Raw genomic sequence first — 24,319 nt, 5'->3', positions numbered from 1 at the left:
CCGGGCCCGCCAGGGCGTTACTCGGCTTTTTTCTGCAGGCGTACCGCCAGCACATCGCAGGGCGCGCCGTGTAGTACGTCGTTGGCGGTGGAGCCCAGCAGCAGGGCCAGACCGTGGCGGCCGTGGCTGCCGACCACGATCAGGTCGCATTGCTGCTCCTTGGCCAGCTGGTGGATCTCCTGGCGCGGCTGGCCGTAGGTCAGGTGCGAGTCGCCGCGGTTGATGTCCGGGTACTTGTTGTACAGGCGCTCCATCCGCTCCTTGGCCTGGTCGAACTGTTGCTGTTGCAGTTGCGACAGGTCCATTGGCACGTCGCCGCCAAAGGCCATGGCCATGGGTTCAACGATATGTACCAGGGATACCTTGGTCTTGTTCGGCTCGGCCAGGGTCATGGCGCGCTTGATGACCGGGTCGCACTCTTCGGTCAGGTCGACGGCAACCAGTATGTGTTCGTAGGGCATGAGAAGCTCTCCTGACAGTCGCGATAGTTAAAGTATGGTCGGTTTCAGGCTGATCGCTTCGAACCTCGGCTAACCAGCTCATTTGCAAGCCTTTGTGGGATCAACAGATATGACGGTCTGGGTAGTGGTGTCAATCCTTGCGCTGATTCTCAGCCCTCTGGCCTGGCTACGCCCTTCGCGTAGCCAGAGTGGTCGGATGGCCCTGCGTATGGAGGCTCGACGCATGGGCTTGAACATGCAGCTGGCGCCCCAGGAGTGGCCGCACTGGCTGCCCAAAGAGCCGCCAAGCCCCTGCGCCCAGTACCTGCGGCCCCGGCGTCAGGGGCGTGGCGACAGCTGGTGCTACTGGCAAACCACCCCCGGTGTCTGGCTCAATCAATGGCGCGAGCCGTGCACCGATGTGGTGCATGCCGAGCAGTTGGCACGCTTGCCGGAGAGCGTTTACAAGGTTGAAGCAGGTCCGCAAATGGTTGCCCTGTACTGGGGTGAGCGCGGTGAAACGTCTGTATTGCAGGATATTGCCGGAGTCCTCAAGGCTCTGGCCTGACCACCATCAATAAAAAGCCCGATGCAAAGATCGGGCAGAAAGGCCAGGCAGGCCGGCGTAATGTTTCAATACCTCCCAGTGTAGCCATCTCACGGCTATCCGCTGCCCGATACCTCTGCTATTCGACGTTGATCGTTGATCAATGCGTGTAAGCCATTGACCACTATCGCGCCACTGAATGGCGCGCCATCACTGCTGCGGGTGTTTGCCCTGCGTCGTTAGAAAATGACCGCAAAGTCGAGCGTTCGCGCTGCTTTTGGGTATTTGACAACGGCGATCTTTTCGTTGAATGTGTGCATACCCAAATCAAACGGGCGTATGAATTGAGCGTTTGTATTGTCAGACGGCTCTTACAGAATCCCGACTATCGCGCTGGCGGGTGTGCCTGGAGCAAGGGTTCGGCGACAACGGCCTTAGGCCTGCCGGATCTTTCACCAGCGATCGGCGTGTACAGTTCAGCTTCCATATCGTGGAGATCAGTTGATGATTTACGAAGGTAAAGCCATCACGGTTAAGGCTCTTGAAAGCGGCATCGTCGAACTGAAGTTCGACCTCAAGGGTGAGTCCGTCAACAAGTTCAACCGTCTTACCCTGAACGAATTGCGTCAGGCCGTAGACACCATCAAAGCCGACGCATCGATCAAAGGCGTGATTGTCAGCAGTGGCAAGGACGTGTTCATCGTCGGCGCGGACATCACCGAGTTTGTCGATAACTTCAAGCTGCCCGAGGCCGAACTGGTCGCCGGCAACCTGCAAGCCAACCGGATTTTCAGCGATTTCGAAGACCTGGGCGTGCCGACCGTTGCCGCGATCAACGGCATCGCCCTGGGCGGCGGCCTGGAAATGTGCCTGGCCGCCGACTACCGCGTCATGGCCAGCAGCGCCAAGATCGGCCTGCCGGAAGTCAAGCTGGGTATCTACCCGGGCTTCGGCGGTACCGTGCGCCTGCCGCGCATCATCGGTGCCGACAACGCCATCGAGTGGATTGCCGCCGGCAAGGAAAACCGTGCTGAAGACGCGCTGAAAGTCGGCGCCGTCGATGCCGTGGTGGTGCCTGAGCTGCTGCAAGCCGCTGCCCTGGACCTGATTCAGCGCGCCATCAGCGGCGAGCTCGACCACAAGGCCAAGCGCCAGCCGAAGCTGGAAAAACTCAAGCTCAACGCCATCGAGCAGATGATGTCGTTCGAAACCGCCAAAGGTTTCGTCGCCGGTCAAGCTGGCCCGAACTACCCGGCGCCGGTCGAAGCGATCAAGAGCATCCAGAAGGCCGCCAACTTCGGTCGTGACAAGGCTCTGGAAGTCGAAGCCGCAGGTTTCGCCAAGCTGGCCAAGACCTCGGTTGCCGAAAGCCTGATCGGCCTGTTCCTCAACGACCAGGAGCTCAAGCGCAAAGCCAAGGCCCACGATGAAATCGCTCACGACGTGAAGCAGGCCGCCGTACTGGGTGCCGGCATCATGGGTGGCGGTATCGCTTACCAGTCGGCGGTCAAGGGCACCCCGATCCTGATGAAGGACATCAACGAAAGCGCCATCCAGTTGGGCTTGAACGAAGCTTCCAAGCTGCTCGGCAAGCGTGTTGAAAAAGGCCGCCTGACCCCGGCGAAAATGGCTGAAGCGCTGAACGCGATTCGCCCGACCCTGTCCTACGGCGACTTCGCCAACGTCGACATCGTTGTCGAAGCCGTTGTCGAGAACCCGAAGGTCAAGCAGGCAGTGCTGGCTGAAGTTGAAGGCCAGGTGAAAGAAGACGCGATCCTGGCGTCGAACACCTCGACCATCTCCATCAACTTGCTGGCCAAGGGCCTCAAGCGTCCGGAAAACTTCGTCGGCATGCACTTCTTCAACCCGGTGCACATGATGCCGCTGGTCGAAGTCATCCGTGGCGAGAAGTCCAGCGAAGTGGCGGTTGCAACCACCGTGGCCTACGCCAAGAAGATGGGCAAGAACCCGATCGTGGTCAACGATTGCCCGGGCTTTTTGGTCAACCGCGTGCTGTTCCCGTACTTTGGTGGTTTCGCCAAGCTGGTCAGCGCCGGTATCGACTTCGTGCGCATCGACAAGATCATGGAAAAATTCGGCTGGCCGATGGGCCCGGCCTACCTGATGGACGTGGTCGGCATCGACACCGGCCACCACGGCCGTGACGTCATGGCTGAAGGCTTCCCGGACCGCATGAAGGACGACCGTCGCTCGGCCATCGACGTGCTCTACGAAGCCAAGCGCCTGGGTCAGAAGAACGGCAAGGGCTTCTACGCCTACGAGACCGACAAGCGCGGCAAGCCGAAGAAAGTCGCCGACGCGGCAGTCCTCGAAGTGCTCAAGCCGATCGTCTACGAGCAGCGTGAAGTCAGCGACGAAGACATCATCAACTGGATGATGATCCCGCTGTGCCTGGAAACCGTTCGCTGCCTGGAAGACGGCATCGTCGATACCGCCGCCGAAGCCGACATGGGCCTGGTCTACGGTATTGGTTTCCCTCCCTTCCGTGGCGGTGCGCTGCGTTACATCGACTCGATCGGTGTAGCCGAATTCGTTGCCCTGGCCGACAAATACGCCGATCTGGGTCCGCTGTATCACCCCACCGCGAAGCTGCGTGAAATGGCCAAGAATGGCCAGAGCTTCTTCGGTTAAGCGCCCAACGATATAGAGCGAGAGTGAACATATGAGCCTGAATCCAAGAGACGTGGTGATTGTCGACTTCGGTCGCACCCCGATGGGCCGCTCCAAGGGTGGCATGCACCGCAATACCCGCGCCGAAGACATGTCTGCGCACCTGATCAGCAAGCTGCTGGAGCGCAACACCAAGGTCGATCCGAGCGAAGTCGAGGACGTCATCTGGGGTTGTGTCAACCAGACCCTGGAGCAGGGCTGGAACATCGCCCGCATGGCCTCCTTGATGACCCAGATCCCGCACACCGCCGCCGGCCAGACCGTCAGCCGTCTGTGTGGCTCGTCGATGAGCGCACTGCACACCGCCGCGCAAGCGATCATGACCGGCAACGGTGATGTTTTCGTCGTCGGCGGCGTCGAGCACATGGGTCACGTCAGCATGATGCACGGCGTCGACCCTAACCCGCACATATCGCTGTACGCCGCCAAGGCTTCGGGCATGATGGGCCTGACCGCTGAAATGCTCGGCAAGATGCATGGCATCAGCCGTGAGCAGCAGGACCTGTTCGGCGTGCGTTCGCACCGTCTCGCCCACAAGGCGACGGTCGAAGGCAAGTTCAAGGATGAGATCATCCCGATGCAGGGCTACGACGAAAACGGCTTCCTCAAAGTCTTCGACTACGATGAAACCATTCGCCCGGAAACCACCCTGGAAAGCCTGGCGGCCTTGAAGCCGGCGTTCAACCCCAAAGGTGGTACCGTGACTGCCGGTACCTCGTCGCAGATCACCGACGGCGCTTCGTGCATGATCGTCATGTCGGCCCAGCGTGCCCAGGACCTTGGTATCCAGCCTCTGGCGGTGATCCGTTCCATGGCCGTGGCCGGCGTTGACCCTGCAATCATGGGCTACGGCCCGGTGCCGGCGACCCAGAAAGCGCTCAAGCGTGCGGGCCTGTCCATTGCCGATATCGACTTCTTCGAGCTCAACGAAGCCTTCGCCGCACAGGCCCTGCCAGTGCTGAAGGATCTGAAAGTGCTCGACAAGATGGATGAGAAGGTTAACCTGCACGGCGGCGCCATCGCCCTGGGCCATCCTTTCGGTTGCTCCGGTGCGCGGATTTCCGGCACTCTGCTCAACGTCATGAAGCAGAATGGCGGGACCCTCGGCGTTTCGACCATGTGCGTCGGCCTGGGCCAAGGCATCACCACCGTCTTCGAACGCGTTTAACGCATCGCTGGATGGAAACCGGGGCCTGGTGCCCCGGTTTTTGTTTTTGCAGGATTTTTTTTCAAGAGGGTGGGCAACATGCAGATACAACCAGGCGTATACCGGCATTACAAGGGGCCTGAGTATCGCGTGTTCGGCGCCGCGCGCCATTCCGAGACCGAGGAGTGGGTAGTGTTCTACCAGGCGCTGTACGGTGAATTCGGCCTGTGGGTGCGACCGCTGTCGATGTTTCTCGAGTCGGTCGAGGTTGACGGCGAGCAAGTGCCGCGCTTTGCTTTGGTCAAGGCTGAAGCCGGGCTGATTTATGGGTCTGAAGCCAAGGGTGGTTAAAGCCCCGCGCTTGACCTCACTCTGTTGCCACTATATATAGCGGTGCCGCGTCAGGTACCTGCCGTGTTTTTATTTTCAGTATTCAGGAATTTTCCGATCCATGGGCAAATCGCTGGTCATTGTGGAATCCCCGGCTAAGGCCAAGACCATCAACAAGTACCTGGGCAGCCAGTACGTGGTGAAGTCGAGTATCGGCCATATCCGAGACCTGCCCACCAGCGGTTCGGCCAGCGCCAGCAAAGAGCCTGCCGCCAAGCGTGGCAAGGCCGCCGCAGGTGATGCGCCGGCCCTGTCGCCGAAAGAGAAGGCGCGCAAGCAACTGGTCGCGCGCATGGGTGTCGACCCTGACCACGGCTGGAAAGCCAAGTACGAGATTCTCCCGGGCAAGGAGAAGGTCATCGACGAATTGCGTCGCCTGGCCAAAGACGCCGACACCATCTATCTCGCAACCGACTTGGATCGCGAGGGGGAAGCCATTGCCTGGCACCTGCGCGAAGCCATCGGTGGTGATGACAGCCGCTACAAGCGCGTGGTGTTCAACGAAATCACCAAGAAAGCCATTCAGGAGGCGTTCTCGCAGCCTGGCGAGCTGGATATCGACCGGGTCAACGCGCAGCAGGCGCGGCGCTTCCTCGACCGCGTGGTGGGCTACATGGTCTCGCCGCTGCTGTGGGCAAAAATCGCCCGTGGCCTGTCCGCTGGCCGTGTGCAGTCGGTGGCGGTGAAGCTGGTGGTCGAGCGTGAACGCGAGATCCGTGCCTTCATCCCTGAAGAATACTGGGAAGTGCACGCCGACCTGGGCACCGCCAAGGATGCCAAGGTGCGTTTCGAAGTGGCCCGTGAGAACGGCGAAGCCTTCAAGCCGCTGAACGAAGCTCAGGCCATGGCAGCGCTTGCGCAGCTCAAGTCCTCCAGCTACACCGTGGCCAAGCGTGAAGACCGCCCGACCAGCAGCAAGCCGTCGGCGCCGTTCATCACCTCGACCCTGCAGCAGGCGGCGAGCAATCGCCTGGGCTTCGGCGTGAAGAAAACCATGATGATGGCCCAGCGTCTGTACGAAGCTGGCTACATCACCTACATGCGTACCGACTCGACCAACCTCTCGGTCGATGCGGTGGAAATGGCCCGCAGCTACATCGAAAGCGAGTTCGGCAAGAAATACCTGCCTGAAGCGCCAATCGTCTATGGCAGCAAAGAGGGTGCCCAGGAAGCGCACGAAGCGATCCGCCCTTCAGACGTCAATACCCATCCGACCAAGCTCAGCGGCATGGAGCGTGATGCCGAGCGTCTGTACGAGCTGATCTGGCGCCAGTTCCTGGCCTGCCAGATGCCACCTGCGCAGTACCTGTCGACGACCGTCAGCGTCACTGCAGGCAACTTCGAGCTGCGTGCCAAGGGCCGCATCCTCAAGTTCGACGGTTACACCCGGGTCTTGCCGCAGCAAAGCAAGCCGGGCGATGACGATGTACTGCCGGAAATGAACCAGGGCGAAGTGCTCAAGTTGATCCAGATCGACCCAAGCCAGCATTTCACCAAGCCGCCGGCGCGCTACTCCGAAGCCAGCCTGGTCAAGGAGATGGAAAAACGCGGTATCGGTCGTCCTTCGACCTATGCGGCGATCATCTCGACCATCCAGGACCGCGGCTACGTGACCCTGCACAACCGTCGTTTCTACTCCGAGAAGATGGGTGACATCGTCACCGAGCGCTTGTCCGAGAGCTTCGCCAACCTGATGGACTATGGCTTCACTGCCGGCATGGAGGAAAACCTCGATGACGTGGCTCAGGGCGAGCGTGACTGGAAGAGCGTCCTCGACGAGTTCTATGGTGATTTCAGCAACAAGCTGAAGCTGGCCGAAGACAGCGAGAAGGGCATGCGCGCCAACCAGCCGACCCTGACCAACATTGCCTGCAAGGAATGTGGCCGGCCGATGATGATCCGCACTGCCTCCACCGGCGTGTTCCTAGGCTGCTCGGGTTACAGCCTGCCACCCAAGGAGCGCTGCAAGGCCACCGTCAACCTGGTGCCGGGCGATGAAATCGCCGCCGACGACGAGGGTGAGTCGGAATCGCGCGTGCTGCTCAACAAGCACCGTTGCCCGATCTGCTCGACGGCCATGGACGCGTATCTGCTCGACGAGAAGCACAAGTTGCACATCTGCGGTAACAACCCGGATTGCACCGGCTACGAGATCGAAGAGGGTAGCTACCGCATCAAAGGCTACGAAGGGCCGAGCCTTGAGTGCGACAAGTGCGGCAGCGAGATGCAGCTCAAAACCGGCCGTTTCGGCAAGTTCTTCGGTTGTACCAATGCCGAGTGCAAGAACACCCGCAAACTGCTCAAGAGCGGCGAGGCGGCGCCACCGAAGATGGATGCGGTGAAAATGCCGGAGCTCAAGTGCGAGAAGGTCAACGACACTTATGTGCTGCGTGATGGCGCATCGGGGTTGTTCCTGGCGGCCAGCCAGTTCCCGAAAAACCGCGAGACCCGCGCGCCGCTGGTAATCGAGATCGTTCCGCACAAGGATGAAATCGATCCGAAGTACCACTTCCTTTGCGAAGCGCCGAAGAAGGACCCGGACGGTCGTCCGGCGGTCATCCGCTACAGCCGAAAAACCAAGGAGCAGTACGTGCAGACCGAGGTTGATGGCAAACCGACTGGCTGGCGTGCGTTCTACGACGGTAATGCCTGGAAGGTTGAAGACAAGCGCTGATCGGCTGTTCAGATAAAAATCGCGGGGCAAGCCCGTTCCCACAGGATTGAGAGACCCTGTGGGAGCGGGCTTGCCCCGCGATGCGTTTAAGGTCAAATTGACAGACCGCCTTGCAGCCTTTCGGAGGGCACCCAGATGGCCCAGGAACTCTACACCCGCACCAATCAGAAGATTTACTTCGCAGGTCTTGCTCTCGAAGCCCTCGGCAAGGCGCAGGAAAGCCGGGCCATGAACGCCCAGGCGCTGATCCAGGCCGAGCGCGAATCGGCGTTGTTTCACCTGTACGGCGCACTGCTGGGCCTGTGCCACGAGATTGCCGGCTTCTACCGCTTACCCCAGGCCGGCGCGCCCCGTGCCGAGCTGTTGCTGACCCGTGAAGTGCTCGAGGCTGTCGCCATTCCGGAGATGGCTGAACTGGTTGAACTGGCTGAGCAGCGCGAGACCTGGCTGGCCCAGCTGCTCGCAGCTTATGCCGATTTGTTCCGACCGCCGGTCGCGAAAAAAGCAGCAAAAACCGATGTCACCCAGCCCCTGATCCAGGCGGTGAGCCTTGATCAACCCGAGGTGCCAGCGCTGTCGCGCGAAGAACTGGAAGGCTGGCGGCAGAACCTAAAGGGCCTCACGGTGCGTTTTCGCGAGGGCTTGAGTGAGTGCTGATTGGGGCGCTGGCTGGTACAATACTGGCCTTTCGTGGAGAACAGCCCCTTATGCCAACGTCCTTTCTAGAAATTGTCGAGTTGCCTGATGGTCGGATCGAGCTGCGCCGTGCCGAGGACGAAGGTTCGTTGGTAACCCTGGATTTCTCCGAGGATGCCAAAGCCTTTTTGCAAGGTCAGCACGTAGAAGTAGCCAAGGCCATGCTCAGTGTTGGCGTGCAGATGGCTGGCAAGCTGGTAGAAGGCGAGATCGAACGCGACGAGGGGCCGCGGGTTCTGCACTGACCGCCAGCATGGCTTTCTCGTCCTGAGAAAGCCTGGCGAAATCAACCCTTGAAACAGACCTGAATATCAGCCGAGGCGGATGTTCAGGCTTTGTGCGTCTCCCGCGCGAGCGGCGTTGCTCAGTTGCTGGCGGGCGCTGCTGCTGACAGTGCTGAGCCAGCTGACCACGGTGTGGCTGCGGCCCAGGCGCAAGGCGTCACAGGCCAGCTGCAGGGCACTCTGGTTGCCGCGTGGTTGCAGCAGCAGGATGCGCTCGCGGTTCAGGCCAGCCTCGCGCAGCCAGGCCTGGGTCAGGCTGGCGGGTGGGGCGATCAGGGTCAGCCAGCGGGCGTCATGCTCTTCGCTCAGCTCGCTCAGTTCACGCAGCATCGGCGCCAACAGGCTCTGGCAGCTACCCAGTGCGCCACGCAAAGACAGCTCGCTGAACACCTGCGCTGCGCCGGGGTGGGGCGCAGGCTTGGTGTTTTTCAGGCCGGGCAGCACCGGCTGGGCCAGGAATGCCTCGAACAGTGGCAATTGCGCTTGCAGCGGTACGTTCTGTGACGCGGGGGGAAACTGCATGATGCCTCCTTTACCGGCGTATGACGCCGACGCTCAAGCCCTCGATCACCAGCTCCTGGTCTTTCAGGTTGACTTCGATGGGGGCGAATTCGGGGTTCTCGGCAATCAGCCAGACCTTGCTGCCCTCGCGCTTGAAGCGCTTGACCGTGACCTCATCGCCGATGCGGGCGACGACAATCTGGCCGTTGCGGGCTTCGCGGCAGGTGTGTACGGCCAGCAGGTCGCCGTCGACGATGCCGACATCCTTCATGCTCATGCCGTGAACGCGCAGCAGGTAGTCGGCGCGGGGGTGGAAGAAGGCCGGATTGATGTTGCAGGATTCTTCGATGTGTTGCTGGGCGAGGATCGGTGCGCCGGCAGCCACCCGTCCGATGATCGGCAAGCCGCTGTCGTCGGGCTTGGGCTCAAAGCCTGGGATGCGGATGCCACGTGACGCGCCCGGGGTCATTTCGATCGCACCCTTGCGGGCCAGGGCCTTGAGGTGTTCTTCGGCGGCGTTGGGCGATTTGAAACCGAGCTGCTGGGCAATCTCCGCACGGGTCGGAGGGAAGCCGTTGTCTTCCAGGCAGCGCTTGATAAAAGCCAGAATCTCAGCTTGGCGTGGCGTCAGTTTTAGCATGTCGATCGCTCTGTCTTTTTATACAGTGACTGGAATTATATACAGTAGATGGCAGGCTGCAAGCACTCAGCACCAAGAAAAGCCCGATGGGCGCTCTTGTGGCGTGCAACGTGTGGCTTGTAGCTATGGTTTAATACGTGACCGTATGGCCGCGAAACGGCTGCTTGGACTTGACAGATCACTACTTTGAAACGTATGTTTCAAACAAGTGTTTGTCAGGCGGAGTAGTCATGGCCCAGTCGGAAACCGTAGAACGCATTCTCGATGCTGCCGAGCAGTTGTTCGCGGAAAAAGGTTTTGCCGAAACCTCATTGCGGCTGATCACCAGCAAGGCCGGCGTCAACCTGGCGGCGGTGAACTACCACTTCGGTTCGAAGAAGGCCCTGATCCAGGCGGTCTTCTCGCGCTTCCTCGGGCCGTTCTGCGCAAGCCTTGAGCGCGAACTGGAACGTCGCCAGGCACGCCCCGAGCAAAAGCCTACCCTTGAAGAGCTGCTGGAGATGCTGGTCGAGCAGGCGCTGGTGGTGCAGCCACGCAGCGGCAACGACCTGTCGATCTTCATGCGCCTGCTGGGCCTGGCCTTCAGCCAGAGCCAGGGCCACCTGCGCCGTTACCTTGAAGACATGTACGGCAAGGTGTTCCGCCGCTACATGCTGCTGGTTAACGAGGCTGCACCGCGCATTCCGCCGATCGAGCTGTTCTGGCGCGTTCACTTCATGCTCGGCGCCGCAGCGTTCAGCATGTCCGGTATCAAGGCCCTGCGTGCGATTGCCGAAACCGATTTCGGTATCAACACCTCGATCGAGCAGGTCATGCGCCTGATGGTGCCGTTCCTGGCTGCCGGCATGCGCGCCGACAGCGGCGTCACCGATGAGGCCATGGCCGCCGCGCAACTGCGCCCGCGCAGCAAGTCGGTCAGCACCGCGGCGGCTGCCAAGGCTTGATGCCACGGCTGGGCGCGGCGAGCCGCATCGGCTAAGCTAGCGCCCCATGGCCAGTCTCGATTTCCTGCATATTTCCCTCGCCGATCAATGCCTCTATGGGTTCGCCCAAGGGCAGTTGCGCCTGCGTCTTGAGGTTTCCACTGCGCGTAACGGCGCCGGTGAGCTCAATGGTTCGGGCTGCACGCCCCGGGGGCGCCACCAGGTGCGCGCCAAGATTGGCGCCGGCCTGCCGCAAGGCGCGGTGCTGCGCGGGCGACGCTGGACGGGCGAGACCTGGTCGGCCGAGCTGCATGAACAATATCCCGGTCGCGACTGGATCCTTACGCGCATACTCTGGCTCAGCGGTTGCGAGCCGGGCGTCAATCGCCTGGGGCCGGTCGATACCTTTCGTCGTTACATCTACTTGCATGGCACGCCCGATAGCGAACCTATGGGCGTGCCGTTGTCCCATGGCTGCGTGCGCTTGCGCAACGCCGACCTGCTGAGCCTGTTCGACCAGGTGCCGGTGCATTGCCCGGTGCAGATCGACGAAGCCCCGTGCCCCCAATGGGCTCACATCAGCGTCAACTGAAGGATCAATTATGAGTGCCAGCCTGCAAGGCTCCCTGATGGTCGATATCGCCGGTACCTGGCTGACCGCCGAGGACCGCCAGCTACTGCGCCAGCCCGAAGTGGCCGGCCTGATCATTTTTGCCCGCAACATTGAAAGCCCGCGCCAGGTGCGCGAGCTGTGCGCCTCGATTCGCGCGATTCGCCCGGAGCTGATCCTGGCGGTGGACCAGGAGGGTGGCCGGGTCCAGCGCCTTCGCCAGGGCTTTGTGCGCTTGCCGGCGATGCGCGCAATTGCCGACAACGACAACGCCGAGTACCTGGCCGAGCAGTGTGGTTGGCTGATGGCGACCGAAGTGCTGGCGGTGGGCCTGGACCTGAGTTTCGCACCGGTTCTGGACCTCGATCACCAGCGCAGCGCCGTGGTCGGCAGCCGCGCCTTTGAAGGTGACCCCCAGCGCGCCACGCTGCTGTCTGGTGCCTTTATCCGCGGCATGAACGCCGCTGGTATGGCTGCCTGTGGCAAGCACTTTCCCGGGCATGGCTGGGCCGAGGCAGACTCCCACGTGGCGATCCCCACCGACGAGCGTAGCCTTGAGCAGATCCGTGCCGCCGACCTGGTGCCGTTCACTCGTTTGAGCGGGCAATTGGCGGCAGTGATGCCCGCTCATGTGATCTACCCGCAGGTCGACAATCAGCCGGCCGGATTTTCCCGGCGCTGGTTGCAGGACATACTGCGCGGCGAGCTGGGCTTCAATGGCGTGATCTTCAGTGATGATCTGTCCATGGCCGGTGCCCATGTGGTCGGCGATGCCGCCAGCCGTATCGAGGCAGCGCTCAGTGCTGGTTGTGACATGGGGCTTGTGTGCAATGATCGTGCGGCCGCCGAACTGGCCTTGACTGCGGCCCAGCGCCTGAAGGTCAAGCCTTCGTCGCGTATTGCGCAGATGCGCGGGCAGGGGTTTGCCCGCACCGACTATCGGCAGCAGCCGCGCTGGCTCGAGGCGCTTGGCGCGCTCAAGGAAGCGCAACTGGTCGATTGATTGTAGGGCTGCGTTGCAGCCCATCGCTGGCAAGCCAGCTCCCACAGGGGTGGTGTGGGAGCTGGCTTGCCAGCGATGAATTCAACGCGAACTGGAGCCGTGCCGCTTCCCTGGCAGCGGTGCAAACAACGCATCGATATCTTCCGCCGCCAAGCGCCAATCCCCCGCCTGACGCCCATCCAGTACGCCGGCCGCCAGCGCCGATTTCTCCTGCTGCAACTGCTGGATTTTCTCTTCCACGGTGCCGCGGGTAATCAATTTGTAAACAAACACCGGCTTTTCCTGACCAATGCGATAGGCGCGGTCAGTGGCCTGGTTTTCGGCGGCCGGATTCCACCACGGGTCGTAATGGATCACGGTATCGGCTGCGGTCAGGTTCAGGCCCACGCCACCCGCCTTGAGGCTGATCAGGAAGATCTGTAGCCGGCCGTTCTGGAAGTCCTGCACCGGCGCCCGACGATCACGGGTCTCGCCGGTCAGAAGGGCGTAGGCGATAGCGCGCTGTTGCAGTTCGGCCTCGATCAGCCGCAGCATGCTGGTGAACTGGGAAAACAGCAGCACCCGCCGGCCTTCGGCCAGAAGCTCTTCGAGCATCTCCATCAGGCTGGTCAGCTTGCCTGAATGAGCGCCTCGAACGGTGCTGGCTTCGCTGTTGATCAGGCGCAGGTCGCAGCACACCTGGCGCAACTTGAGCAGTGCCTCAAGAATGATGATCTGGCTGCGGGCCACGCCTTTGCGGGTGATCTCGGCACGCACCTTCTGATCCATAGCCAGGCGCATGGTCTCGTAGACATCGCGCTGGGCATCGCTGAGGTCGACCCAGTGGATCATTTCAGTCTTGGACGGCAGTTCCGTGGCCACTTGCTCTTTGGTGCGGCGCAGCAGGAACGGCTTGATCCGAAAGTTGAGGTGCTGCAGGCGCTCATTGTTCCCCTGGCGCTCGATCGGTGTGCGGTATTCGCGGTTGAAAGACTGCGCATCGCCCAGCCAGCCAGGCAGCAGGAAGTGGAACAGCGACCACAACTCGCCCAAATGGTTTTCCAGGGGCGTGCCGCTCAGGCACAGGCGCTGACGGGCTTCGAGCTGGCGTGCGGCTTGGGCTGCCTTGCTGCTCGGGCTTTTGATGTACTGGGCCTCGTCGAGGATCAGTACATGCAGGGTGAGGCCTTTGAAGTGCTCCAGGTCCTTGGGCAGCAGGGCGTAGGTGGTCAGCAGCAGGTCGTAGTCTTGCAGCGTGTCAAAGTGCTTGCGCCGGCTCAGGCCTTGCAGGGTCAGTACTTTCAGGCTGGGTGCAAAGCGTTGCGCTTCGTCCTGCCAGTTGGGGATCAGGCTGGTCGGCATCACCACCATGGCCGGGCGGGTCAGGCGTCCGGCGTTTTTCTCGGTCAGCAGATGGGCCAAGGCCTGCAGGGTTTTGCCCAGGCCCATGTCGTCGGCGAGGATGCCACCCACTTCCAGCTCGCGCAGGGCCTGCATCCAGCTCAGGCCCTCGAGCTGATAGGTGCGCAGCGTAGCGTTGAGGCCTTGCGGAATCTGTACGGGTTGCTGGCGGATATCACGCAGACGTTCGCCCAGGTTGCGTACCCGGTCGCCGCCTTGCCAGTTCAGGGGGATGTCTTGCAGTGCGTTAAGGCGGCTGGCATCAAGCGTGGGCAGGCGCACGCTGGTCTCACCCGGCTCACGCAGGTAAAAGTTGCCCAGAGTAGCCAGTACGGGCTTCAGCCGGCCGTACGGCAGTGCTACTTGCAGGCTGCGGCGTACCTCGCCTTGGGGGGCGGGGATCTGTACCAGCAGGCTCTCGTCGTCGCGCCGTTTGTTCAATTGGGCGGGATTGAGCAGTTCCGGGTGGGTGCGTAGTACGTTGAGCAGAATAGGCAGCAGGCTCAAGCGTTGGCCGTTGACCTCAATGCCCACTTCCAGGTCGAACCAGTCGCGCCCGCTGGCCTCGTCAATATGGGCGTACCAGTCATCGACCTCGGTGAGATTGAAGGCAAAATCGTCGGTGTATTCGATTTCCCAGCCTTGCTCGCGCAGGGCCGGTAGGTCGTTGAGCATAAAGCGCAACCAGGCGCCTTCGGTTGTTAGCTCCAGAAGCTCGCCGGCACTTTCTGGCAGTGCTTTACTTTGGCGGGTGGCCACTTTGAAGCCTAAGCGCAGCAGGGTCAGGCGTATCAGCTTCTCGGCATCGGGCTGGCGTTGGATGCGCTGGTTGGTCGTGCCATCAAGGCGGGTGATTTCTGTGCCTTGCTTGCCGCTGGCGCGGATGCCGTCATAGACAAACGAGAGTGCCGCGCGGTGCTGATGCTGGCGTTGCATCCGACCTGATTGCGGCACATAGGCGCTGAACTCGTGGCTGCCCAGAATAAGGTGTGGCGTGGGGGCAATACCGTCGATGATCGTCTCGCTCAATGTTCTGGGGGTTGGGATCTGCCGGTTGAGGGTCTGGATCCTGTGGCTGAAATTCACCACCTGGCTTGCTGGCACCAAGGGTGCCAGCGTGAGTGAGCAAGCAATCACTTCATCATAGCTGTGGCTGAGCAGGCCAATGACGTCCTCCTCAGCATCAACGTAGTACAGCGGCTTCAAGGCCAGTACCAGTTTGAGCATCCTGCCCTGGTGGTACCAGCTGCCTGTGTAGGATTCGCTATTGCGTGCTTCCCAGCGAAACTCGCCCGTCAAAGTCGGGCCTGGTTTGAGTGGCTGCTCGCCTGCAAACAGAAACAGGCGCTCGGTGGCCAGGGCGTGGGCAAGCAGCTCGGTGCCTTCACTGCCTTCGAGGTTCACACCGCGCGAAAGAGCGCCGTTGGACGTGCCGGCAACAACCATGCGTAAAAATTTCGCGTCGCTTTCGCTCAGGAAGCCGGGGTTCTGTCGCAGTATCTCGTGCGGGTACAGGATTACCTTGTGGCCTGTGAGGCGACCGTCCTTGAGGCGCTTGCACTTGTAGGGCGTGATGGTGGCTGTTCCGCTTGGATGGAACTCAAGCTCGTACATCAGGGTGCGCGTGCTGGGCTCGGCAGGTTTTTCGGCATCGGGAGCTGATTTTTCCAGGCGCCCCAGCCAGTTTTCCAGCTCAGGGCTTAGCTGCTCACCGTCGTCTTTTTGCGTACCGGCCTGTAATTCGCAAACCGTTGTCAGGTGGAACAAGGCGGCTACGCAGTGCTTGCAGTCGAAGCCGACTGGGCAGGTGCAGTCGGCATTCAACGAAGAGACGTGCTTGCCTGGATTTACGCTGATGGACTGGGTGTAGACGTTAGCGCCTGAACCGCGACAGACCGAGGTGAATTTGTAATCTTCCAGGGAGATCACCTTTACCCGGTGTTCATCGGCATAGCGAAATCCTCTTTCCAGCGCATTGGGTGGGAAGGACTCGGTCCAGTCGCTATCTTCGAGCACTTGTCGCAGCGTTTTGCGCATCAGGCTACTGCTCCATCATCTCCGGTGCAGGAGTGGGATCACTGGCGGGTCGATTGGCCATTACCTTGAGCAGCACGGCCAGGTGGCCGCCATCGAGAAAGGTCAGTTCGCCATTTTTTACCGTGCTGTTGCTCTGCTTGAGCTGTTCGCTCTGGATCACGGCGCCATTGCCATCGAACTGGTTGACCCAGAGGCTGGCCTCGACGCTGATGAAACGGTCTTCCTTGAGGTTCAGGTTGCCCTCGATAGGGAAGTGGCCGAACTGCTTTTGCCCGTCACTGATGGCGACCGTGCCGGCATCCTGTTTCCAGGCTTTATGCAGGAGCACGGTGTATTGGTTGTCGGCGCTCAGCTTGGACGCTTCGTCGGTCATGGCCGGTTGGCGCAGGTCGCCTTCGGCAATGGCCTGGGCGCCGTTGCTCCAGTCTTCCGGGGCGAACTGGCTGGTGATTGCCGGCACGGCGTTCTGCCGTACCAGGATCATTTCGACCTGATAAATGCCGTCGGCAAACGCCGCCGGAGCAATCAGCGCCAGCAGCAGGGTCAGGCTACGCAGTGCACGCATGGTACTTCCTTCACGCAGATTGTGGGGTCAGGCGCTCGAACAGCGCCTCAAGGTTGTTGAAGCGTTCTTCCGGGCGTTCCATCGGCACCATGAACTTGAACTGGGTCGCGCCTTCGAACTTGTAGCGTTTGGGCTGGCCCTGGATCAGTTTGATCAGCACCAGCGGATCGACCGGGGTTTCTGGCTCGAACTCGATCTTGCCGCCATTGGGCCCGGCGTCGACTTTCTTGATGCCGAGTTTTTCCGCCTGCAATTTGAGCAGGGTCAGGCGCACCAGGTTCTTGGTCGGTTCGGGCAGCAGGCCGAAGCGGTCGATCATCTCGACCTGCAGGTCCTTGAGGCCGTCTTCGTCCACCGCCGAGGCGATGCGCTTATAGAGGATCAGGCGCGCATGCACATCCGGCAGGTAGTCTTCGGGGATCAGTGCCGGCAAACGCAGGTTGATTTCCGGGCCGCCACCGAGCGGCTGGTCAAGGTTCGGTTGGGTGCCCTTGCGGATGGCCTTGACCGCGCGCTCGAGCATTTCCATGTACAGGGTAAAACCAACCGCCTGGATCTGCCCGCTCTGGCCTTCGCCGAGCAGCTCGCCAGCGCCGCGGATCTCCAGGTCGTTGGTGGCCAGGACGAAACCTGCGCCCAGGTCCTGGGTGTTGGCGATGGCTTCCAGGCGCTTCTCGGCGTCCGGGGTGATCTGCTGGCGTGGCGGGGTGAGCAGGTAGGCATAGGCCTGGTGGTGGCTGCGCCCGACCCGGCCGCGCAACTGGTGCAACTGGGCCAGGCCGAACTTGTCGGCACGCTCGATGATGATGGTGTTGGCGCTCGGCACGTCGATGCCGGTCTCGATGATGGTCGAGGCGATCAGCACGTTGAAGCGCTTGTGGTAGAAGTCGCTCATCACCTGCTCGAGTTCGCGTTCGCGCATCTGCCCATGGCCAATGCCGATGCGCGCCTCGGGTACCAGCTCGGCAAGGTCGGCGGCGCATTTCTCGATGCTTTTGACATCGTTGTGCAGGTAGTACACCTGGCCGCCGCGCAGCAGCTCACGCAGCAGTGCCTCTTTGACCGTGCTCTTGTTCTGCTCCATGACGAAGGTGCGTACCGACAGCCGGCGGGCCGGCGGCGTGGCGATGATCGACAGGTCGCGCATGCCGGCCACGGCCATGTTCAGGGTGCGCGGGATCGGCGTGGCGGTCAGGGTGAGGATGTCCACCTCGCTGCGCAGGGCTTTGAGCTGTTCTTTCTGGCGCACGCCGAAACGGTGTTCTTCGTCGATGATCACCAGGCCCAGGTCCTTGATCTTGACGTCGTCCTGCAACAGCTTGTGGGTGCCGATGACGATATCGATCTTGCCTTCGGCCAAGTCCGCCACTGCGGTGGCGATTTCCTTGGGCGACTTGAAGCGGCTCATCACTTCAACGGTCACCGGCCAGTCGGCAAAGCGGTCGCGGAAGCTGTTGTAGTGCTGCTGGGCGAGCAGGGTAGTGGGCACCAGAATGGCTACCTGGCGGCCGCCGTGCACGGCGATGAAGGCTGCGCGCATGGCCACTTCGGTCTTGCCGAAGCCAACATCGCCACACACCAGGCGGTCCATCGGCTTGGCCGCCAGCATGTCTTCGCGCACCGCTTCGATGGCGTTTTGCTGGTCGGGGGTTTCCTCGAAGGCGAAGCCGGCGCTGAAGGTGGCGTAATCCACCGACGGGTCGGCAAACGCATAGCCCTTTCGTGCAGCGCGGCGGGCATAGATATCGAGCAGTTCGGCAGCCACATCGCGTACTTGCTCGGCGGCCTTGCGCTTGGCTTTTTGCCAGACTTCGGAGCCGAGCCGGTGCAGCGGCGCCAGGGCATCGTCGCTACCGGTGTAACGGGCGATCAGGTGCAGGTTGGCCACCGGCACGTAAAGCTTGGCGCCCTCGGCGTATTCGAGGGTAAGGAACTCGGCAACCTGATTGTCGATTTCCAGGGTCGCCAGGCCCAGGTAGCGGCCCACACCGTGGTCGATATGCACCACCGGCGCGCCTTCGCGCAGCTCGGTGAGGTTCTTGATCACCGCATCGTTGTTGGCATCACTGCGTTTGTCGCGGCGCCGGCGCTGCATGACCCGCTGGCCAAACAGTGGGCTTTCGGCGACCAGGGCAATGGCCGGGTCATCCAGCAGCAGGCCTTCGTCCAGCGGCGCGATAGTGATCGCCAGGCGCTCTTTGCCAGCAACGAACGTGCTCCAGCTGTCAACGGTTTGCGGGCGCAGCTTCAGGCGTTCGAGCAGTTCCAGCAGCACTTCGCGGCGGCCCGCCGATTCAGCGGTAAACAGCACGCGGCCAGGGAACTGGTCGAGGAAACCCGACAGCGCCGCCAGTGGCTGGTTGGCCTTGGCTTCAATGGCCAGGTTGGGCAGGGGCTGAGCCGGGAAGCGTTCGCGACCGACGCCGCTGTCGACGTCATCCTGGCTTGCGACCACCCGCGGCCAGCTTTTGAGCCGGGCAAAGCAGTCTTCCACCGGCAGGAACAGTTCGGCCGGCGGCAGCAACGGCCGCGCCGGGTCGATGCGGCGCTCCTCGTAACGGTTGCGCACATCGCTCCAGAAGTGCTCGGCGGCCTGCTCGACGCCCGGCAGTGAGAACACCTGGGTGTCCTGGGGCAGGTAGTCGAACAGGGTCGAGGTGTCTTCGAAGAACAGCGGCAGGTAGTACTCGATACCGGCCGGGGTAATGCCGCTGGACAGGTCCTGGAAGATCGGGCAGCGGCGGAAATCGACATCGAAGCGCTCGCGAAAGCGTGCCTTGAAGCGCGTTACCGCCTCTTTTTGCAGCGGGAACTCGCGGGCCGGCAGCAGCCGCACCGAATCGACCTTGTCGATCGAACGCTGGGTTTCCGGGTCGAAGGTGCGCAGGGTCTCGATTTCGTCATCGAACAGGTCGATGCGGTACGGTAGCTTGCTGCCCATCGGGAACAGGTCGATCAAGGCGCCGCGCACGGCGAATTCGCCATGCTCGTAGACCGTGTCGACACAGCGGTAGCCGCTGGCCTCAAGGCGTGTGCGCATCTGCTCGACATCCAGCTTCTGGCCAATGTCCAGGACCAGGCTGCTGCCGAGCAAAAAGCGTGTCGGCGCCAGGCGGTGCAGGGCCGTGGTGATCGGCACCACGAGAATCCCGTGGTCGAGCTCCGGCAGCCGGTACAGGCTGGAAATGCGCTGGGAGATGATGTCCTGGTGCGGCGAGAACAGATCGTAGGGCAGGGTTTCCCAGTCGGGGAAGGGCAGTACCGGCAGCTCGGGCGCAAAGAAACGCAGCTCTTGCTCGAGGCGGTCAGCGCTCTGGCTGTCGGCGGTCAGTAGCAGGGTGAAGCGTTTGGCGGCGCTGGCCGCTTCGGCAATGGCCAGGCTCAGGGCGGCGCCCGGCAGGTTGCCCCAGGTTTGTTTGCCGGCAGTGGCCGACAGGTGCGGTAGACGCAGAACAGGCACGGGAGGTCGAGCTCCAAGCGTTGCGACAAAGACGCCAATTGTACCGGGCGCAGGCCCGTGCTGTCAGGTTTGTGCAGGCTAAAAGCAGGTAGTGGCGTGCTGGCGACAGGCGCTCATTGCCCGATGGGCTGCGGGGCGTCATAATGTAGCCCCTTTTTTCTGTCCCTACATGTGGAAGGTTCCCGTGACTCAGAAGCCCGACCAGTGTCTTGGTGAGTGGATTGATCGTGAAGCGCTTGCAGAAGCGATGATCCCGCTTATCGGTCAGCTCTACCGCAATAACAATGTGGTGAGCTCGATCTATGGCCGTAGCCTGATCAACCGCTCGGTGATCTCGATCCTCAAAGCACACCGCTTTGCCCGTCATCGCCAGACCGACGAAACCGAACTGTCTGTACACGAGACATTCCCGCTGCTCAAAGCCATGAGCGAGCTGAAGCTGGGCGCAGCTTCAGTCGACCTGGGCAAGCTGGTCAACAAGTTCAAGCAAGAAGGCAACGGCCGCACTGCCGAGCAGTTCGTGCGCGAAGAAATGGCTGACGTGGTTGGCCAGCAAAACGTTTCGGCGCGCAAAGGCACCGACGTCGTGCTGTACGGCTTCGGTCGTATTGGCCGTCTGCTGGCGCGCATCCTGATCGAGAAGACAGGTGGTGGCGACGGCCTGCGTCTGCGCGCCATCGTCGTGCGCAAAGGCGCCGAGAACGATCTGGTCAAGCGTGCCAGCCTGCTGCGTCGTGATTCGGTGCATGGTCCGTTCGATGGCACCATCACCATCGACGAAGCCAACAACACCATCACCGCCAACGGCAACCTGATCCAGGTTATCTACGCCAAGAGCCCAAGCGAAGTCGACTACACCCAGTACGGCATCGACAACGCCCTGATCGTCGACAACACCGGTGTCTGGCGTGACGCCGATGGCCTGGGCCAGCACCTGGCCTGCCCGGGCGCTGCCCGCGTGATCCTCACCGCACCTGGCAAGGGCGCGCTGAAGAACATCGTGCACGGTATCAACCATGGCGAAATCAGCGCTGATGACAAGATCATCTCCGCGGCGTCCTGCACCACCAACGCCATCGTTCCGGTGCTCAAGGCGGTCAACGACAAGTTCGGCATCATCAACGGTCACGTTGAAACCGTTCACTCGTTCACCAACGACCAGAACCTGATCGACAACTTCCACAAGGGCAGCCGTCGTGGCCGCGCAGCACCACTGAACATGGTGATCACCGAGACCGGTGCCGCCACGGCAGCCGCCAAGGCTCTGCCGGTGCTCAAGGGCAAGCTGACCGGCAACGCGATCCGCGTACCAACGCCAAACGTGTCGATGGCCATTCTCAACCTGAACCTGGAAAAGGCCACCAGCCGCGAAGAGATCAACGAGTACCTGCGCCAGATGGCCATGCACTCGGACCTGCACAAGCAGATCGACTACGTGAGCTCCCAGGAAGTGGTCTCCACCGACTTCGTCGGCTCCCGCCACGCCGGTGTGGTCGATGCCGAAGCCACCATCTGCAACGATAGCCGTGTTGTCCTGTACGTCTGGTACGACAACGAATTCGGTTACAGCTGCCAGGTAGTGCGCGTGATGGAAGATATGGCTGGCGTCAACCCGCCTGCTTTCCCACGCTAAGCTTGGCTTTGTCGTGAAAGACGGGAACCTTTGGGTTCCCGTTTTTTTTGCCTGAATTTCCGAAGGAGGCTGGATGCGCAGGACAGTGTTGGTTGGCATGTTGCTGGGCCTGGCCGGGTGTGGGCAGGGTGACAGCCTGGAGCGCATCAGTGGCCCGACCATGGGCAGCAGCTATACCGTGCAGTATGTGCGCACGCCCCAGGGGCCGGCGCCGGAGCAGGTCAAGCGAGAGGTGGAGCGGATTCTCGAGGGCGTCGACAAGCGTTTTTCCACCTATCGCAGTGATTCGCTGATCGAAGCCTTCAACCGCTTGCCGGCCAACAGCTGTCAGTCAATGCCGGCCGATGTGCTGGAGCTGGTACGGGTGGGCGAGCAATTGGCGCAGCAGAGTGACGGCGCGTTCGACCTGACCGTGGAGCCCTTGCTCGACCTGTGGGGTTTCGGCCCGCAGTCGCGCCTGGAAAAAGTGCCGGATGCCCAGGTCTTGGCGGCCACTCGCCAACGGGTTGGGCATGGGCATTTGCGCATAATCGCCGAGCAGCTGTGCAAGGATGCACCGGTGGAAGTGGACTTCAACAGCATCGCCGCCGGGCATGCGGTGGACCTGCTGGTGGCGCGGTTGAACGCCCTGGGTATCGCGGATTTACTGGTCGAGGCCACCGGTGAGCTCAAGGCGGTGGGGCGCAAAGCCGATGGCAGTCCGTGGAAAGTGGCCCTGGAATTGCCCCGCGAGGATCGGCAGATTGCCCAGCAGGTGTTGAGCGTGGACGGTTTTGGTGTGTCCACCTCCGGTGACTATCGCAATTATTTCGAGGAGAATGGCCAGCGCTATTCACACACCTTCGATGCGCGCCTGGGCCAACCTGTGAAACACGACCTGGCGGCGGTGACGGTGTTCGATCGTTCGACCTTGATGGCAGATGGCTATTCGACCTTGCTGTTCATCCTCGGGCCTGAGCAGGGTTGGGATTTTGCGCTTGAGCACGGGATTGCCGCGGTGTTCGTGACCCGGGTCGCCGATGGGTTCGTCTCCAGAAGCACGCCGGCGTTTGCGCAAGTAGCGGTGAATTGACAAGCATCGCGGGGCAAGCCCGCTCCCACACACCAGTAGGAGCGGGCTTGCCCCGCGATGAATACATGTAGTGCAGAGAAAAATAGCCTACGACGCGACCAAGGGTTAATGTGCGCGGCGCTCAAGCTTGATTAGACTGCACCCGAATTTTTTCATGGCGCCGCTGGCGGCATGAGGTAGCCCCGCCCGCCGACGTGGCGCGTGGGCCTGTTCTGAAGGAGTACGCATGGCTGTCTACAACTACGACGTAGTGGTGCTGGGTTCCGGCCCCGCAGGAGAAGGGGCGGCAATGAATGCTGCCAAAGCAGGACGCAAGGTGGCGATGGTCGATAGCCGTCGCCAGGTCGGCGGCAACTGCACCCACCTGGGTACCATTCCGTCCAAGGCTCTGCGTCACTCGGTGCGCCAGATCATGCAGTTCAACACCAACCCGATGTTCCGGGCCATTGGTGAACCGCGCTGGTTCTCCTTCCCTGACGTTCTGAAAAGCGCCGAGAAGGTCATCTCCAAGCAGGTCGCCTCGCGCACTGGCTACTATGCGCGCAACCGCGTCGACGTGTTCTTTGGCACCGGCAGCTTCGCCGATGAGCAGACCATCGAAGTGGTCTGCGCTAATGGCGTGGTCGAGAAACTGGTGGCCAAGCACATCATCATCGCCACCGGCTCGCGGCCGTATCGCCCGGCCGATATCGACTTCCATCACCCGCGTATCTACGATAGCGATACCATCCTCAGCCTCGGCCACACTCCGCGCAAACTGATCGTCTACGGTGCCGGCGTGATCGGTTGCGAGTACGCCTCGATCTTCAGTGGCCTGGGTGTGCTGGTGGAACTGGTGGACAACCGTGCGCAGTTGCTGAGCTTCCTCGACTCGGAAATTTCCCAGGCGTTGAGCTACCACTTCAGCAACAACAACATCACCGTTCGCCACAACGAGGAGTACGAGCGGGTCGAGGGCGTGGACAACGGCGTGATCCTGCACCTGAAGTCCGGCAAGAAGATCAAGGCCGACGCCTTGCTCTGGTGCAACGGCCGTACCGGCAACACCGACAAGCTGGGCCTGGAAAACATCGGTATCAAGGTCAACAGCCGCGGCCAGATCGAAGTCGACGAGAACTACCGCACCCACGTGGCGAACATCTACGGTGCCGGTGACGTGATCGGCTGGCCAAGCCTGGCCAGTGCCGCCCACGACCAGGGCCGTTCGGCCGCTGGCAGCATCGTCGATAACGGCAGCTGGCGCTTCGTCAACGATGTGCCGACCGGGATCTACACCATTCCGGAGATCAGCTCGATCGGCAAGAACGAGCAGGAACTGACCCAGGCCAAGGTGCCTTATGAAGTGGGCAAGGCCTTCTTCAAGGGCATGGCCCGGGCGCAGATCGCCGGCGAGCCGCAGGGCATGCTGAAGATCCTGTTCCACCGCGAAACCCTGGAAATCCTCGGCGTGCACTGCTTCGGCTACCAGGCTTCGGAGATTGTCCACATCGGCCAGGCGATCATGGATCAGCCGGGTGAGCGCAATACCCTGAAGTATTTCGTCAACACTACCTTCAACTACCCGACCATGGCCGAAGCCTACCGGGTCGCGGCTTACGACGGTCTCAACCGGCTTTTTTGAGCGGC

At 61.4% G+C, this 24,319-nt stretch carries 19 protein-coding genes; 13 read left to right on the top strand and 6 right to left on the bottom strand.

The window, feature by feature from the left end; all coding sequences use genetic code 11:
* Positions 1 to 17: 17 nt before the first annotated feature.
* Positions 18 to 461 carry a universal stress protein gene (locus M5G17_RS19950; protein ID WP_273894632.1) on the bottom strand — a complete coding sequence of 148 codons (444 nt, stop codon included), beginning with the start codon at positions 459 to 461 and terminating at the stop codon, positions 18 to 20.
* A gap of 109 nt (positions 462 to 570) precedes the next feature.
* Here M5G17_RS19950 and M5G17_RS19945 point away from each other — a divergent pair, with 109 nt between their 5' ends.
* The 7 genes from M5G17_RS19945 (at position 571) to M5G17_RS19915 (ending at position 8,830) form a co-directional block, all read left to right on the top strand.
* Positions 571 to 1,008 (top strand): hypothetical protein, encoded by a 438-nt coding sequence (locus M5G17_RS19945; RefSeq protein ID WP_273894631.1) that lies wholly within the window; start codon positions 571 to 573, stop codon positions 1,006 to 1,008.
* Between the two features lie 483 nt (positions 1,009 to 1,491).
* Entirely contained in the window at positions 1,492 to 3,639 is a 2,148-nt protein-coding gene (gene fadB, locus M5G17_RS19940; protein ID WP_273894630.1) for a fatty acid oxidation complex subunit alpha FadB, read from the top strand.
* 31 nt (positions 3,640 to 3,670) lie between these two features.
* Positions 3,671 to 4,846 carry an acetyl-CoA C-acyltransferase FadA gene (gene fadA / locus M5G17_RS19935; protein ID WP_273894629.1) on the top strand — a complete coding sequence of 392 codons (1,176 nt, stop codon included), beginning with the start codon at positions 3,671 to 3,673 and terminating at the stop codon, positions 4,844 to 4,846.
* A 78-nt stretch (positions 4,847 to 4,924) separates the two neighbouring features.
* Complete coding sequence (locus tag M5G17_RS19930) at positions 4,925 to 5,176, top strand: DUF1653 domain-containing protein (protein ID WP_273894628.1); 252 nt, start codon at positions 4,925 to 4,927, stop codon at positions 5,174 to 5,176.
* A gap of 100 nt (positions 5,177 to 5,276) precedes the next feature.
* Positions 5,277 to 7,889 carry a type I DNA topoisomerase gene (gene topA, locus M5G17_RS19925; protein ID WP_273894627.1) on the top strand — a complete coding sequence of 871 codons (2,613 nt, stop codon included), beginning with the start codon at positions 5,277 to 5,279 and terminating at the stop codon, positions 7,887 to 7,889.
* 135 nt (positions 7,890 to 8,024) lie between these two features.
* Positions 8,025 to 8,546, top strand: a complete 522-nt coding sequence (locus M5G17_RS19920; protein WP_273894626.1) for a DUF6586 family protein — start codon at positions 8,025 to 8,027, stop codon at positions 8,544 to 8,546.
* A 50-nt stretch (positions 8,547 to 8,596) separates the two neighbouring features.
* Positions 8,597 to 8,830, top strand: a complete 234-nt coding sequence (locus M5G17_RS19915; RefSeq protein WP_010226971.1) for a hypothetical protein — start codon at positions 8,597 to 8,599, stop codon at positions 8,828 to 8,830.
* A gap of 66 nt (positions 8,831 to 8,896) precedes the next feature.
* Here the strand turns inward: M5G17_RS19915 and sulA are convergent, their stop codons facing one another.
* Positions 8,897 to 9,391 (bottom strand): SOS-induced cell division inhibitor SulA, encoded by a 495-nt coding sequence (gene sulA / locus M5G17_RS19910; protein WP_273894625.1) that lies wholly within the window; start codon positions 9,389 to 9,391, stop codon positions 8,897 to 8,899.
* A 10-nt stretch (positions 9,392 to 9,401) separates the two neighbouring features.
* A complete protein-coding gene (gene lexA / locus M5G17_RS19905) occupies positions 9,402 to 10,010 on the bottom strand; it encodes a transcriptional repressor LexA (RefSeq protein ID WP_273894624.1) in 609 nt (202 codons plus the stop codon).
* Positions 10,011 to 10,240: 230 nt separating this feature from the next.
* Between lexA and M5G17_RS19900 the strand changes: the two genes are divergently transcribed.
* The 3 genes from M5G17_RS19900 to nagZ are packed head-to-tail and all read left to right on the top strand — an operon-like array spanning position 10,241 to position 12,546.
* Positions 10,241 to 10,954 (top strand): TetR/AcrR family transcriptional regulator, encoded by a 714-nt coding sequence (locus M5G17_RS19900; protein WP_273894623.1) that lies wholly within the window; start codon positions 10,241 to 10,243, stop codon positions 10,952 to 10,954.
* A 46-nt stretch (positions 10,955 to 11,000) separates the two neighbouring features.
* Complete coding sequence (locus M5G17_RS19895; RefSeq protein ID WP_273894622.1) at positions 11,001 to 11,525, top strand: L,D-transpeptidase; 525 nt, start codon at positions 11,001 to 11,003, stop codon at positions 11,523 to 11,525.
* 22 nt (positions 11,526 to 11,547) lie between these two features.
* Positions 11,548 to 12,546 carry a beta-N-acetylhexosaminidase gene (gene nagZ / locus M5G17_RS19890; protein WP_273894734.1) on the top strand — a complete coding sequence of 333 codons (999 nt, stop codon included), beginning with the start codon at positions 11,548 to 11,550 and terminating at the stop codon, positions 12,544 to 12,546.
* A gap of 81 nt (positions 12,547 to 12,627) precedes the next feature.
* Here nagZ and M5G17_RS19885 read toward each other — a convergent pair whose 3' ends face one another.
* Genes M5G17_RS19885 through mfd form a run of 3 tightly spaced genes read right to left on the bottom strand, consistent with a single transcriptional unit; the run spans position 12,628 to position 19,988 of the window.
* A complete protein-coding gene (locus tag M5G17_RS19885; RefSeq protein WP_273894621.1) occupies positions 12,628 to 15,963 on the bottom strand; it encodes a DEAD/DEAH box helicase in 3,336 nt (1,111 codons plus the stop codon).
* Between the two features lie 4 nt (positions 15,964 to 15,967).
* Positions 15,968 to 16,528, bottom strand: coding sequence for a CsiV family protein (locus M5G17_RS19880; protein ID WP_273894620.1), 561 nt, complete (start codon positions 16,526 to 16,528; stop codon positions 15,968 to 15,970).
* A gap of 10 nt (positions 16,529 to 16,538) precedes the next feature.
* A complete protein-coding gene (mfd, locus tag M5G17_RS19875; protein WP_273894619.1) occupies positions 16,539 to 19,988 on the bottom strand; it encodes a transcription-repair coupling factor in 3,450 nt (1,149 codons plus the stop codon).
* Between the two features lie 169 nt (positions 19,989 to 20,157).
* On the opposite strand from mfd, the gene M5G17_RS19870 reads away from it, so the two are divergent.
* The 3 genes from M5G17_RS19870 to sthA all read left to right on the top strand — a co-directional run bounded on the left by M5G17_RS19870 (position 20,158) and on the right by sthA (position 24,314).
* On the top strand, positions 20,158 to 21,621 hold the full coding sequence (locus M5G17_RS19870; protein WP_273894618.1) for a glyceraldehyde-3-phosphate dehydrogenase: 1,464 nt from the start codon (positions 20,158 to 20,160) through the stop codon (positions 21,619 to 21,621).
* Between the two features lie 73 nt (positions 21,622 to 21,694).
* Entirely contained in the window at positions 21,695 to 22,693 is a 999-nt protein-coding gene (locus M5G17_RS19865; protein WP_273894617.1) for an FAD:protein FMN transferase, read from the top strand.
* A gap of 226 nt (positions 22,694 to 22,919) precedes the next feature.
* Complete coding sequence (gene sthA, locus M5G17_RS19860; RefSeq protein ID WP_130265491.1) at positions 22,920 to 24,314, top strand: Si-specific NAD(P)(+) transhydrogenase; 1,395 nt, start codon at positions 22,920 to 22,922, stop codon at positions 24,312 to 24,314.
* Positions 24,315 to 24,319 lie beyond the last annotated feature (5 nt).

The sequence above is a fragment of the Pseudomonas rubra genome, assembly GCF_028656935.1.
Classification (GTDB): Bacteria; Pseudomonadota; Gammaproteobacteria; order Pseudomonadales; family Pseudomonadaceae; genus Aquipseudomonas; species Aquipseudomonas rubra.
Note: the sequence above shows the minus strand (reverse complement) of the source record. Positions and strands in the feature narration are given on the sequence as shown.